General features: G+C 61.7%; 13 protein-coding genes. 10 read left to right on the top strand and 3 right to left on the bottom strand.

The window, feature by feature from the left end:
• The first annotated feature begins 17 nt into the window (after window positions 1–17).
• Window positions 18–476: a carboxymuconolactone decarboxylase family protein gene (locus RLCC275e_RS29245; protein WP_033183645.1), complete on the top strand. Its 459-nt coding sequence runs from the start codon at window positions 18–20 to the stop codon at window positions 474–476.
• A gap of 94 nt (window positions 477–570) precedes the next feature.
• On the opposite strand, the gene rhaI is transcribed toward RLCC275e_RS29245, so the two are convergent.
• Window positions 571–1,863, bottom strand: coding sequence for an L-rhamnose catabolism isomerase (gene rhaI, locus RLCC275e_RS29240; RefSeq protein WP_033183646.1), 1,293 nt, complete (start codon window positions 1,861–1,863; stop codon window positions 571–573).
• A gap of 78 nt (window positions 1,864–1,941) precedes the next feature.
• Between rhaI and RLCC275e_RS29235 the strand changes: the two genes are divergently transcribed.
• On the top strand, window positions 1,942–2,100 hold the full coding sequence (locus RLCC275e_RS29235) for a YqaE/Pmp3 family membrane protein (RefSeq protein ID WP_017958027.1): 159 nt from the start codon (window positions 1,942–1,944) through the stop codon (window positions 2,098–2,100).
• 63 nt (window positions 2,101–2,163) lie between these two features.
• Here the strand turns inward: RLCC275e_RS29235 and RLCC275e_RS29230 are convergent, their stop codons facing one another.
• Window positions 2,164–4,260 carry a bifunctional rhamnulose-1-phosphate aldolase/short-chain dehydrogenase gene (locus tag RLCC275e_RS29230; RefSeq protein ID WP_033183647.1) on the bottom strand — a complete coding sequence of 699 codons (2,097 nt, stop codon included), beginning with the start codon at window positions 4,258–4,260 and terminating at the stop codon, window positions 2,164–2,166.
• A 198-nt stretch (window positions 4,261–4,458) separates the two neighbouring features.
• On the opposite strand from RLCC275e_RS29230, the gene RLCC275e_RS29225 reads away from it, so the two are divergent.
• The 8 genes from RLCC275e_RS29225 (at window position 4,459) to RLCC275e_RS29190 (ending at window position 12,469) form a co-directional block, all read left to right on the top strand.
• Entirely contained in the window at window positions 4,459–5,271 is an 813-nt protein-coding gene (locus RLCC275e_RS29225; protein WP_011655152.1) for a DeoR/GlpR family DNA-binding transcription regulator, read from the top strand.
• Window positions 5,272–5,319: 48 nt separating this feature from the next.
• On the top strand, window positions 5,320–6,315 hold the full coding sequence (rhaS, locus tag RLCC275e_RS29220; protein ID WP_024320014.1) for a rhamnose ABC transporter substrate-binding protein: 996 nt from the start codon (window positions 5,320–5,322) through the stop codon (window positions 6,313–6,315).
• A gap of 73 nt (window positions 6,316–6,388) precedes the next feature.
• The gene (locus tag RLCC275e_RS29215) at window positions 6,389–7,924 is read left to right on the top strand and encodes a sugar ABC transporter ATP-binding protein (protein WP_033183648.1); all 1,536 of its coding nucleotides are present in this window, start codon (window positions 6,389–6,391) and stop codon (window positions 7,922–7,924) included.
• A 9-nt stretch (window positions 7,925–7,933) separates the two neighbouring features.
• Window positions 7,934–8,935, top strand: coding sequence for an ABC transporter permease (locus RLCC275e_RS29210; RefSeq protein WP_033183649.1), 1,002 nt, complete (start codon window positions 7,934–7,936; stop codon window positions 8,933–8,935).
• Window positions 8,932–9,939 carry an ABC transporter permease gene (locus RLCC275e_RS29205; protein WP_033183650.1) on the top strand — a complete coding sequence of 336 codons (1,008 nt, stop codon included), beginning with the start codon at window positions 8,932–8,934 and terminating at the stop codon, window positions 9,937–9,939. Before RLCC275e_RS29210 ends, RLCC275e_RS29205 begins: the two co-directional genes overlap by 4 nt.
• Window positions 9,936–10,256 carry an L-rhamnose mutarotase gene (rhaM, locus tag RLCC275e_RS29200; protein WP_003553870.1) on the top strand — a complete coding sequence of 107 codons (321 nt, stop codon included), beginning with the start codon at window positions 9,936–9,938 and terminating at the stop codon, window positions 10,254–10,256. Before RLCC275e_RS29205 ends, rhaM begins: the two co-directional genes overlap by 4 nt.
• Window positions 10,253–11,632, top strand: a complete 1,380-nt coding sequence (locus RLCC275e_RS29195; protein ID WP_033183651.1) for an FGGY-family carbohydrate kinase — start codon at window positions 10,253–10,255, stop codon at window positions 11,630–11,632. The genes rhaM and RLCC275e_RS29195 overlap by 4 nt, the downstream gene beginning before the upstream one ends.
• A gap of 78 nt (window positions 11,633–11,710) precedes the next feature.
• Window positions 11,711–12,469, top strand: a complete 759-nt coding sequence (locus RLCC275e_RS29190; RefSeq protein WP_033183652.1) for a fumarylacetoacetate hydrolase family protein — start codon at window positions 11,711–11,713, stop codon at window positions 12,467–12,469.
• Between the two features lie 16 nt (window positions 12,470–12,485).
• Here the strand turns inward: RLCC275e_RS29190 and mmsB are convergent, their stop codons facing one another.
• Window positions 12,486–13,367, bottom strand: a complete 882-nt coding sequence (gene mmsB, locus RLCC275e_RS29185; protein WP_033183653.1) for a 3-hydroxyisobutyrate dehydrogenase — start codon at window positions 13,365–13,367, stop codon at window positions 12,486–12,488.
• Window positions 13,368–13,372 lie beyond the last annotated feature (5 nt).

Raw genomic sequence — 13,372 nt, 5'->3', positions numbered from 1 at the left:
GTATAAGGAGACATATCATGCAGGAGAGAATGGGAAATCCTGCCCTCGTCCTTCCCGCGGCCATGCAGGCGCTTAATGCACTCAGCAAGGTGCCGACCGAAACCGGCCTTTCGCCAAAGCTGCTCGAACTTGTCAATCTGCGCGCCAGCCAGATCAACGGCTGCAGCGTCTGCATCGATGGTCATTGGCGCATTGCCCGCAAACACGGCGAGACCGATGAGCGGCTCTTTGCCGTCGCTGGCTGGCGCGACGCCCCCTATTATAGCGATGCTGAACGCGCCGCGCTTGGGCTCACCGAGGCGATCACCCGCCTTAGCGATCGGGCGGATCCGGTGCCGGATGATATCTGGGATGAGGCGACCCGGCATTATGACGGCAAGAGCCTTGCGGCACTCGTCATCGCCATCGCCAACATCAATGTCTGGAACCGGCTGAACGTCGCCACCCGACAGGTCGCGGGGCAATGGAAGCCGTGAACAGCGAGGTTGCCGGCAGCGCGTCAAGCCTGTGCTGCCGGCAACCATCATCTCTAATCAGCATGGCTTCAGGCCGTGCGAGACTATCGGTCGTTCAGATGATGCCGCCGCCGCCGGCAGCGGATGCCGGGCGCTCGGCCGCCACTTGTCTGCGATAACCGCTGGCGCGGTAGACGGCGATCGGGTCGATCGCGCCGCCGGCCCTGCGGCGGGCTTCCGCCAGAATCGGTTCGACATCGGCGCGATAGGCGCGCTTCAGCGTTTCCGACGCCATCAGCGCGTCGTTATCGTCCTGGTAGCCGGAGAGCGCCTTGCGGTCGACGAGCAGTGCCTGCGCATAGGCACGGCGGATTTCGTTGGCGCTGTTGATCAGGCTTTCGATCGGGTCGGTGACATTGTGCGACTGGTCGATCATATGGGCCGGGTTGAAGTCGTTGACGCCGCGCTGCTCGGCGTCGACCAATTCGTTGAAAACGAGGAACAGCCGGTAGGGATCGATCGCGCCGGCGTCGAGATCGTCATCGCCATATTTCGAATCGTTGAAGTGGAAACCGCCGAGCTTGCCGAACTGGATCAGCCGGGCGACGATCATCTCGATATTGGTATTCGGCGCGTGGTGGCCGAGATCGACGAGGCAATAGGCCTTGGGGCCGAGCGTCTGGGCGATCAGGTAGTTGGTGCCCCAATCCTGCACGATGGTCGAATAGAAGGCCGGCTCGTACATCTTGTGCTCGGAGAACAGCTTCCAATCGTCGGGCAGCGCCTTGTAGATATCCGCCATCGAGGCAAGGTAACGCTCGAAAGCCTTGGTGAAATGGCTCTGGCCGGGGAAATTCGAGCCGTCGCCGATCCAGACTGTCAGCGCCTTGGAGCCGAGCGCCTTGCCGATCTCGATGCATTCGAGATTGTGCTCGACCGCCTGCGCCCGCGTCGCCGCATCGGTGTGGCTGAGCGAGCCGTATTTATAGGAATGGGCTTGGCCCGGCGCATCGGAAAAGGTGTTCGAATTCATCGCATCGAAGCCAAGGCCGAGCGCGTTACCCTTGGCCTTCAATTCGCTAGCATCCGCCTTGTCCCAGGGAATATGCAGCGAGACGTTCGGGGTTGCCTGCGTCAGCTGGTTGATGACGGCGCAATCGTCGAGTTTGTCGAAGATGCCGCGCGGCTCGCCGGTACCGGGGAAGCGGGCAAAACGCGTGCCGCCGGTGCCGACGCCCCAGGAGGGAACGGCAACGAAGAATTCCGCAACCTTCCGGGTGACCGCCTCGATATCGACGCCGCGACGGGCAAGCGTCGCGCCCAGCGCCTCGTAATCGGCTTTCAGAGCGGTTGCCCGCTTGTCGTTGTCAGTCGCGACCAGATCTGGCGCAATCCTGGAATCTGTCATCTATTCCTCCCTGGTCGCGAACCATAGGGGCATGGTTCGCGTTCAAACGCTTACATGTCTTCAAACGAAGGAGCTACGATGGACGTTGTCCGCATTCTTCTTGCGATCATCCTGCCGCCCCTTGGCGTATTCTTGCAGGTCGGGATCGGCCTGCACTTCTGGCTCAATATATTGCTGACACTCTGCGGCTATCTGCCGGGAATCATCCACGCAATATGGGTGATCCTCCGGAAATAGCTCTATCCGTTTGCTTTACGCGCTCCGGACGCAAAACCGCTGCGCACTGCTGCTGGAATTGCCCTAGCGCGTAAAACTCTGCACGTTGCCGGCATCGACGTTGATGATGTTGCCGGTCGATTTCGCCGAAAGGTCCGAGGCGAGGAAATAGATCGCCTCGGCGATATCTTCCGGAAACACGTTGAGTTTCAGCATCGAACGCTTGCGGTAATGTTCCTCGAGATCGTCCACCTCGATCTTGGACGAGGCGGCGCGCTGCTCGCGCCATTCACCGCTCCAGATCTTCGAACCGCGCAGGACCGCGTCCGGATTGACCGTGTTGACGCGGATGCCGGCATCCGCGCCTTCCAGCGCCAGGCAGCGGGCAAGATGGATTTCGGCAGCCTTTGCCGTGCAATAAGCAGATGCATTCGGCGAGGCGGCAAGACCGTTTTTCGAAGCGACGAAGATGACGTTGCCGCCGAGCACCTGACGGCGAAACAGGCGGAATGCTTCGCGCGAGACGAGGAAATAACCGGTCGCCAGAATATCGATATTGCGGTTCCACGTCGCAAGCTCGGTCAATTCGATCGGCGCGGAGGAGGCAATGCCGGCATTCGAGACGAGGATATCGATACCGCCGAATTCGACGCAGGCTTCCGCGAAGGAGGCGATCACCGCATCCTCCTTGGTGACATCAAGCCGGACGCTGCGCACGGCGTCAGCGCCGAACTTCTTGACGAAATCGGCTTCGGTGCCTTCGAGCGCTGCCTGGTCGATATCGGCAAGCACCACGCAGGCGCCTTCGCCGACGAGGCGTGCGGCCGTCGCCCGGCCGATGCCGCCGGCGCCGCCGGTGACGAAGGCGACGCGGCCGGCAAGGCTCTTTGGCTTCGGCATGCGCTGCAGCTTGGCCTCTTCAAGCAGCCAATATTCGATATCGAAAGCTTCCTGCTCGGGCAGGCCCTGATACTCGGAGACCGTCGAGGCGCCGCGCATGACGTTGATGGCGTTGACGTAGAATTCGCTGGCGATGCGGGCCGTCGCCTTGTCGCGGGCAAAGGACAGCATGCCGACGCCGGGCACCAGGAAAATGACGGGATTGGCGTCGCGCATGGCGGGCGAATTGTCATGCTTGCAGTCGTTGTAATAGCGGGCGTAGTCGGCGCGATAATCCTCCAGCGCCTTGTCGAGACCGGCGACGATCGCGTCGACATCCGGCTTGGCCGGGTCGAAATCGACGATCAGCGGACGGATCTTGGTGCGCAGGAAATGATCCGGGCAGCTGGTGCCGAGCGCGCCGAGCGGACGCAGATCGCTGGAGTTGACGAATTCGAGCACGGCGTCCTGATCGTCGAAATGTCCGAGCTTACGCTCCTGCTTGCCGATGCGGCCACGGATCTCCGGCATCAGCCGGGCGGCGATGGCGCGGCGTTCGGCAACGGCCAAGCTCTGTGCGACCGCGCCGCCGAAAATGGTCTTGCCTTCGGTCTTTTCGGCGAACCAGACGATCGCCTTGTTGATGATATCGAGCGTCAGCTCGTAGCAGGCCTTGGCATCGTTCGCCCAGGTGAAGAGGCCGTGGCTCTCGAGCACGACGCCCTTGGCATTCGGATTTGCGGCCACGAATGCGCCGAGGTCGAGGCCGAGCTGGAAGCCCGGGCGGCGCCAGGGCAGCCAGCCGATCTCATCGCCGAAAATCTGCTGCGTCAATTCCTTCGAATTCTTCGACGCGGCGATCGCGATGATCGCGTCGGGATGCATGTGGTCGACATGGGTGAAAGGCACGAAACCATGCAGCGGCGTGTCGATCGAGGCGGCACGGGCGTTCAGGTTGAAGGTGCAGTGCGGCAGAAAGCCGACCATGCGGTCCTCGTCCTCGACGCCCTTGTAGATGCTCTTCAGCGATTCCAGCTTGTCCTGGTAGAGCGTCGCGAAACCGTCGAGCTTGATCGTGCCGACGTCGCCGCCCGAGCCCTTGACCCAGAGTATCTTCACCTTGCCGCCGGTCAGCGGATCGGTTTCCAGCACCTTCGCCGAGGTGTTGCCGCCGCCGTAATTGGTGATGCGCTTGTCGGCGCCGAGCAGGTTGGAACGATAGAGCAGCTTGCCAGGCTCATCGAGGCCTGCCGCGTAAGCATCATCCCACCGGTTTTCCAGAAGCCGGACGTTCGCCGCCATGTCATCCTCCCATATGAAATCATCATCGGAGCGCAAAGTTCGCGCCCCTTTTCGCAGACGGTATCGCTCATCAAAACCGAGCTTGTCAATCGAAAACGATCAAATTCGATTATTGTGCAGCGCAATATGAATATTTATGATCGTTTTTGATTGACACATTGTCATATGTGCGAAATAAACGATCGAAGGAGGAGCCCCATGCACGAACGCGAACGCCATCGCATCATTCTGAGCGCTGTTCAGGAAAAGTCCGTCGTGACGGTTCAGGATATTTCCGAACTGACCGAGGCTTCCGAGGCGACGATCCGGCGCGACATCGCGGCTCTTCATGTTCAGGGCAAGATCCGGCGTGTGCGCGGCGGCGCCGAGGCGGTGCATCCGCCGCAGCTCGGCAATCTCGCCGGGCGCCCCTTCCGCGTTTCGGAATCGGTCAATATCGATAAGAAGCGCGCAATCGCACGCCAGGCGGTCGAGCTTTGCGATCCGGGCGATGCGATCATCATCAATGGCGGCACGACCACCTTCCAGATGGTGCATTTCATGGCGGCGCACCGCCTGCAGGTGATGACCAATTCTTTCGCGATCGCCGAACATCTGGTCAAGCATTCGAAGAATACGGTGACGGTGCCGGGTGGGGCGATCTATCGCGAGCAGAGCCTGATCCTCTCTCCCTTCGACAATGACGCGATTCGCAATTTCTACGCCCGCCGATTCTTCATCGGCGCACAGGGCATCGGCCCGCTCGGCATCATGGAAGCCGACGCGCTGATTATTCAAAGCGAACAGAAGCTGATGCATCAGGCCGACGAACTGGTCGTCATGGCCGATTCCAGCAAGTTCCATCGCCGGTCGAGCCTCATTCTGTGCCCGCTCGAGCGTGTGTCTACAATCATCACCGATGACGGCATTCCAGAGGAAGCCGTCAGGATGATCGAGAATGCCGGCATCAGGCTCATCGTTGCGAGCCCGGTCGCCCAGGCAATCAAGGAGGATTCCTCGTCGGTCGCATAAGGCGCCGGGGAGGTGTGAAGAGTGTCAATCAAGTGGGAGGATGAAAGCATGAAACTCGCAAAGAAACTCGCAATCGGCGTGGCATTTGCCGTCGCCATGATGGCCGGCACGGCCAGCGCTGCCGACATCAAGATCGGTCTCGTCGTCAAGTCGCTCGGCAACGGCTTCTTCGATGCCGCCAACAAGGGCGCGCAGGAAGCTGCCAAGGAACTCGGCGGCGTCGAGGTCATCTATACCGGCCCGACGACAACGACGGCCGAAGGCCAGATCGAAGTCATCAACTCGCTGATCGCCCAGGGCGTCAGCGCCATCGCCGTTTCGGCCAACGATCCCGACGCGCTCGTTCCGGCGCTGAAGAAGGCTACACAGCGCGGCATCAAGGTTATCTCCTGGGATTCCGGCGTCGCACCTGAAGGCCGTATCCTTCAGCTCAACCCGTCGTCCAACGAGTTGATCGGCAAGATGTGCCTGACGCTCGTCAAGGACCATCTCGACGGCGGCAAGGGCGACTTCGCCATCCTGTCGGCCACGACCACCTCGACCAACCAGAACATCTGGATCGACCAGATGAAGAAGCAGCTCAAGGATTTCCCGGGCCTCAACCTCGTCACCACAGTCTATGGCGACGACCTCTCGGACAAGTCCTATCGTGAGGCCGAGGGCCTCTTGAAGGCGAACCCGAACATCAAGGTCATCGTGGCTCCGACGACCGTCGGCGTTCTCGCCGCTTCCAAGGTCGTCGAAGACAAGGGCCTGGTCGGCAAGGTCTACGTCACCGGTCTCGGCTTGCCGTCCGAAATGGCCGGCGCGATCAAGTCGGGCGCGACGAAGGAATTCGCCATCTGGAACCCGATCGATCTCGGCTACTCCGCAACGCAGATCGCCTATCGCCTCGTCAAGGGCGAGACCGACGGCAAGCCGGGCAGCGAGATAGAAGTCGGCCGCATGGGCAAGATCAAGGTCGGCGACAACGGCGAAGCCGCCATGGCCGATCCCTTCGTCTACAATGCTTCGAACATCGACCAGTTCTCCAAGGTCTTCTGATCCGGAACCGCCGCATAAAAGCCCGGCGGCTCGATGGCCGCCGGGATTCTCATTCGACACTGGTAGAAGCTTGATGAACGCTGCCTTTCAACAAACCGCCACGGACAGCAAAGCCGGTGACGCGCCCGCCATTCTGGAAATGCGCGGCATTTCCCAGATCTTTCCCGGCGTGAAGGCGCTCGACAATGTCAGCATCGCGCTGCATCCCGGCACGGTAACCGCGCTCATCGGCGAAAACGGCGCGGGTAAGTCGACGCTCGTCAAGATCCTGACCGGCATCTACAGACCGAACGAAGGCGAAATCCTCGTCGATGGCCAGCCGGTGACATTTGCCAGCGCCCAGGCCGCGATTGATGCCGGCGTCACCGCCATCCATCAGGAAACCGTGCTGTTCGACGAGCTGACGGTTGCCGAAAATATTTTCCTTGGCCATGCGCCGCGCACACGTTTGCGCACCATCGACTGGCAGGCGATGAACAGCCGCGCCAAGGCGCTGCTGACCGCGCTCGAAAGCAATATCGATCCGACGATCCGGCTCAAGGACCTCTCGATCGCGCAGCGCCATCTGGTGGCAATTGCGCGCGCTCTGTCGATCGAGGCCCGCATCGTCATCATGGACGAACCGACGGCAGCGCTTTCCCGCAAGGAGATCGACGATCTCTTCCGCATCGTCCGGGGCCTGAAGGAAAAGGGCAAGGCGATCCTCTTCATCAGCCACAAGTTCGACGAGGTCTACGAGATCGCCGACGATTTCGTCGTCTTCCGCGACGGCCGCGCCGTCGGCCAGGGCCGGCTCAAGGAAACGCCGCAGGACGAGATCGTCCGCATGATGGTCGGCCGCGACGTCGAGAACGCTTTTCCGAAGGTCGACGTCGCCATCGGCGGCCCGGTTCTGGAGATCCGCAACTACAGCCATCGCACCGAATTCCGCGACATCTCCTTCACCCTGCGCCAGGGCGAGATTCTCGGCATTTACGGTCTGATCGGCGCCGGGCGTTCGGAACTGTCCCAATCGCTTTTCGGCATCACCAGGCCGCTCTCGGGCACCATGATGCTCGAAGGCCGCGAGATCACCATCCATTCGCCGCAGGATGCGATCCGCGCCGGCATCGTCTATGTGCCGGAAGAACGCGGCCGCCACGGGCTGGCGCTGCCGATGCCGATCTTCCAGAACATGACGCTGCCTTCGCTTACCCGCACCTCGCGCCGTGGCTTCCTCAGGGCGGCAGAAGAATTCGCGCTCGCCCGCAAATATGCCGAGCGGCTGGACCTACGCGCCGCGGCCCTTTCCGTCCCGGTCGGCACGCTCTCCGGCGGAAACCAGCAGAAGGTCGTCATCGGCAAATGGCTGGCGACGGCGCCGAAGGTCATCATCCTCGATGAGCCCACAAAGGGCATCGACATCGGCTCGAAGGCGGCCGTGCACGGCTTCATCAGTGAACTCGCCGCCGAGGGCCTGTCGATCATCATGGTCTCGTCCGAACTGCCCGAAATCATCGGCATGTCGGACCGCGTCCTGGTGATGAAGGAAGGTCTCGCCGCCGGAATTTTCGACCGCGCCGAGTTGTCGCCGGAAGCGCTGGTGCGCGCCGCCACCGGCAATGCATAAGGTAAGAGCATGGCAAGATTGATCAGAAAACGCGAAACCCTGCTGTTCCTCATCATCGTCGTGATGATCGCGATCTTTTCGACGCGCGCTGCAGATTTCGCAACGCCGGAGAATCTCGCCGGCATTTTCAACGATACCTCCATCCTGATCATCCTGGCGCTCGCGCAGATGACGGTTATCCTGACCAAATCGATCGACCTGTCGGTCGCCGCCAACCTCGCCTTCACCGGCATGGCGATCGCGATGATGAATGCCGCCTATCCCGACCTGCCGCTCGTCGTGCTCATCCTTGCCGCGATCGTCATCGGCGCCTGCCTCGGCGCCATCAACGGCTTTCTCGTCTGGGCCCTCGAAATCCCGCCGATCGTCGTGACACTCGGCACGCTCACCATCTATCGCGGCATGGCCTTCGTGCTCTCGGGCGGGGCGTGGGTCAACGCTCACCAGATGACGCCGGTCTTTCTATCGGTGCCGCGCACGCCGATCCTCGGCCTGCCGGTTCTCGGCTGGGTGGGCATCGTCATCGTGCTTCTGATGTATGTCCTGCTCAGATACACCCAGTTCGGCCGCTCGACCTATGCGACCGGCGGCAATCCGACCGCGGCCGTCTATGCCGGCATCGATACGGGCTGGACGAAATTTTTGGCCTTCGTTCTGTCGGGCGCGCTCGCCGGCCTTGCGAGCTATCTCTGGGTGTCGCGTTATGCTGTTGCCTATGTCGATATCGCCAACGGCTTCGAACTCGACAGCGTCGCGGCCTGCGTCATCGGCGGCATCTCGATTGCCGGCGGCGTCGGCTCGGTCGCCGGCACCGTGCTCGGCGCGCTTTTCCTCGGCGTCATCAAGAATGCGCTGCCGGTGATCGGTATTTCGCCCTTCACGCAGATGGCGATCTCCGGAACCGTCATCATTCTCGCCGTTGCCTTCAACGCCAGGCGTGAGCGCAACCGCGGCCGCATCATCCTGCGCGACCGCGCCGCAGCCGAGATCAGAACGGAGGCCGCAGCATGAGCACCGTGTCCACACACGAAAAGCGGATCATTCCCGACCGCCTCGGCACACCCTTCCGCCGTATCTTCGCGAGCTGGGAAGTGCTGCTCTTTGCCGTCGCCGTGCTGATCTTCATCTTCAATTCGCTCGCCTCGCCCTATTTCCTCGATGCCTGGAACCTTTCGGACGCCACCTTCAATTTCACCGAAAAGGCAATGATCGCGTTCGCCATGGCGCTGCTCGTCATATCAGGCGAGATCGACCTCTCGGTCGCGGCGATCATCGCGCTCGCCTCGACGGCAATGGGCGCGGCAGCCCAGGTCGGCATCGGCACACCGGGCCTGGTGGCGATCGGCATCGGCACCGGCCTTGCCTGCGGCATCTTCAATGGCGTACTGGTCTCAGTGCTGAAACTGCCGTCGATCGTCGTCACCATCGGCACGATGAGCCTTTTCCGCGGCATTTCCTATATCGTCCTCGGCGACCAGGCCTATGGCAAATACCCGGCTGATTTCGCCTATTTCGGCCAGGGCTATGTCGTCTGGGTATTCTCCTTCGAATTCGTGCTCTTCATCGTGCTGGCGATCCTCTTCGCCATCCTCCTGCATGCGACGAATTTCGGCCGGCAGGTCTATGCAATCGGCAACAATGACTTCGCCGCCCGCTTCTCCGGCATTCCGGTCGAACGCGTCAAATTCATCCTCTTCCTGTTGACCGGCGTCATGAGCGGCGTTGCCGCCGTCTGCCTGACCTCACGCCTCGGCTCGACCCGGCCGTCGATCGCCCAGGGCTGGGAACTCGAGGTCGTCACCATGGTCGTGCTCGGCGGCATCTCGATCCTCGGAGGTTCCGGCACGATCGTCGGCGTCGTCATCGCCGCCTTCGTCATGGGCCTCGTCACCTTCGGCCTCGGCCTGCTGAACGTGCCCGGCATCGTCATGTCGATCTTCATCGGCCTGCTTCTAATCATCACCATCGCCATCCCGATCATCGCCCGTCGCATCAAGGTCATGAGCTCCCGATGACTTTAGAAAAACACGCCTTCAAAATGCAGCTCAATCCCGGCATGGAAGCCGAATACCGCAGGCGGCATGACGAGATCTGGCCGGAACTGGTCGATCTCCTGCATAAATCAGGGGCCAGCGACTATTCCATCCATCTCGACCGCGAGACCAACACGCTGTTCGGCGTGTTGACGCGGCCCGCCGACCACACGATGGCGAGCCTGCCGGACCATCCGGTCGTGAAAAAATGGTGGGCGCACATGGCCGATATCATGGCGACCAATCCCGATAATTCACCGGTCCAGAGCGACCTGGTCACCGTCTTCCACATGCCATGAGCGCCACCTCCTATCGCCGCATCGCCGTCCTCGATATCGGCAAGACCAATGCCAAGGTCGTCGTACTCGACAGCGAGACCAGCGCCGAGATCGCCGTGTTGAAACGGCCGAATACCGCGATCAAAACCGGTCTCTATCCGCATTACGACGTAGAGGCTCTCTGGTCCTTTGCGCTCGATGCGCTGAAGAGCCTTGCGCGCGAGCCCGGCTTCGACGCCATTTCGATCACCACCCATGGCGCCTCCGCAGCACTGCTTGGCCGGGACGGCGCGCTTGCCATGCCTGTCATCGACTATGAACACGAATATCCGCAGGAAATCCGCGACGCCTATACGCGGCTACGCCCCTCCTTCGACGAAACCTTCTCGCCGCGCCTCGCGATGGGCCTCAACGTCGGCGCACAGCTGCACTACCAGAAGACCGCCTTTCCCGAGGAATTCACCAAGGTCGCGACCATTCTCACCTATGCCCAATACTGGACGGCGCGGCTGACGGGTATCGCCGCCAATGAGCTGACCTCGCTCGGCTGCCACACCGACCTCTGGAACCCGAGGGAGGGCCACTATTCCTCGCTCGTCGACAAGCTTGGCATTCGCGGCCTCATGGCGCCGATCCGTTCCGCTTTCGATGCACTCGGCCCGGTCCTGCCGGATATCGCCGCTGAACTCGGCCTTGCCGCAGCGGTGCCGGTCTATTGCGGCATTCATGATTCCAATGCCTCGCTGCTGCCGCATCTGGTGCATCGCGAAGCGCCCTTCGCCGTCGTCTCCACCGGCACATGGGTCATTAATTTCGGCGTCGGCGGCAATCTCGATCATCTCGATCCGAAACGCGATACGCTCGCCAATGTCGACGCCTATGGCCGGGCCGTCCCCTCTTCCCGTTTTATGGGTGGGCGGGAATTCGAGATCCTGTCGGCCGAGATCGGCCCTGTCGACGAAAAAGCCACTCAGACGGCAATCGGCCCGGTCATCGACAAGGGCACGATGCTGCTGCCCAATATCGCGCCGGGTTCCGGGCCCTTTCCGGGAAAGACAAGCGGCTGGATCGGCGCCGAAGAGGCAAGCCGCGAGGAGCGCTCTGCCGCTGCCTGTCTCTATCTCGCTTTGATGACCGATGCCTGCCTCGGACTGATCAGCGCCAGGGGCCTGGTTATCGTCGAAGGGCCTTTTGCGCTGAATGGGAACTATCTCAAGCTGCTTGCCGCCCTGACCGGCCGCGAGGTCATGGCCCTTCCGGGCTCGACCGGCACCAGCCAGGGGGCTGCCCTTCTCACCGGCATCCGGCCGGTGTCGGGTGCCGAGACGCATGTTCCGCCGACCGATATCCCCGGACTGACCGCCTATCGCACCCGCTGGTACGCGGCGATGGAATAGGAGTCTTTCCAAAAGCGGCCTTGTTCGTCCCTGCCTTCTCGCTAGTGTGGCACTCCAAAATCATGTCGAGGAGATAGCATGACAGAGACATTCGATCCGCGCGCCCTTGCCGCCCGGCTTCATAGCCTGCGCCAGGCCTGCCTGCAGGAGGCCACGGACACTTTCGCGCTGCCCGCCGATCTCTATCAGGCGATGCAGGCGCAGGATCTGCTTGCCGCTGCGGACGGCATTTCCAGCAACGCCTGGAAGGTGACTGTCTCGCCGCAGGGCCTGGCGGTCACCGCTCCTCTGCATCCCTATGCCGAAGCCGTCTCGGGCGCCGCCATTCCGTGGTATCCGGGCCTGAAATTCGAGACCGAGATCGCCGTCCGTCTCGGCAGCGATCTGCCGGTCCGCGCGGGCATTCCCTACAGCCGCACTGAGGTGGTGGAGGCGATTTCCGCTGTCTATCTCGGCGCCGAGCTGCTGGTCAGCGCCGTGAAGGAAAGCGGCAGTGTTTCGTTTCTGCTGTTCGTCGCCGACCGTCTCGGCAATAGCGGCTATGTGCTCGGCCCGAAGCTCGAAAAGAGCGTCGTCGACACCGTCGGCGGAACGCCGCTCAAGGTCACCCATGCCGGCCGCACGATCTATGATGGTCCCGCACAGCATCCGAAAGGCGATGTCCTCACCTGGCTGGTCGATTACGCCAATGACGGCTTGCGCCCCGAGACATCGCTGAAGACGGGTGCGCTCATCACCACAGGCACGTTGAGCGGCGCGATCGAACTGACCGAACCCGGCGAGATCGACATCGAACTCGGCAATAGCAGGCTCAGCTTCTCGGTGTCGAAGGGTTGATTTGACGCCGCGGTGCCTACGCCTTCTCGCGAAACATCTCGATAATGGCGGAAAAGTCCCTTCCGCCATTGCCCTGCTTTTCGAAGAGCGCGAAAAGCTGTGCTGCTTCCGCGCCGAGCGGTGTGGAGGCGCCGCTGGTCAGTGCCGCCTCCTGCGAAAGCCTGAGATCCTTTAGCATCAGGGCTGCGGCAAAGCCCGGTTTGTAGTCATTATTCGCAGGCGAGGTCGGGACCGGTCCGGGCACCGGACAATAGGTATTGATCGACCAGCACTGGCCTGACGAGGTCGAGGCGACGTCGAACAGCGCCTGATGCGAGAGCCCGAGCTTTTCAGCGAGCACGAAGGCCTCGCAGACGCCCACCATCGAAATGCCTAATATCATATTGTTGCAGATCTTCGCCGCTTGGCCGGCGCCGGCCTCGCCGCAATGGACGATCTTCTTTCCCATGGCCTCCAGGATTGGTTTCGCCCTGGCGAAGGCGTCTTCCGTGCCGCCGGCCATGAAGGTCAGCGTGCCCGCGGTCGCCCCGCCCGTGCCGCCGGAGACGGGGGCGTCGAGCGACAGGCAGCTTGCCGCATTGGCCATCTCATGCGCCTTGCGGCTGCTGTCGACGTCAATGGTCGAGCAATCGATGACCAGCGTGCCTTGCGCCGCCGACTGCAGGATATCGGTCCAGGCCGTCAGCACATGTTTGCCCTGCGGCAGCATGGTGATGATGATCTCCGCGTCCTTGACCGCCTGGCTGGCATGACTTGCCGGCTTGACGCCGCTCTCCTCGGCCGCCTTCAGCACCGACGCAGCGAGATCGAAGCCAAAGACTTCATGACCTGATTTGACCAGATTGGCCGCCATCGGCCCGCCCATGTTGCCAAGCCCGATGAATGCGATCCTTGCCATGGTCT

The organism is Rhizobium brockwellii (assembly GCF_000769405.2).
Taxonomy (GTDB): Bacteria; Pseudomonadota; Alphaproteobacteria; order Rhizobiales; family Rhizobiaceae; genus Rhizobium; species Rhizobium brockwellii.
The sequence above is the reverse complement of the archived record's forward strand: the minus strand, read 5'-3'. Positions and strand labels throughout refer to the sequence as shown.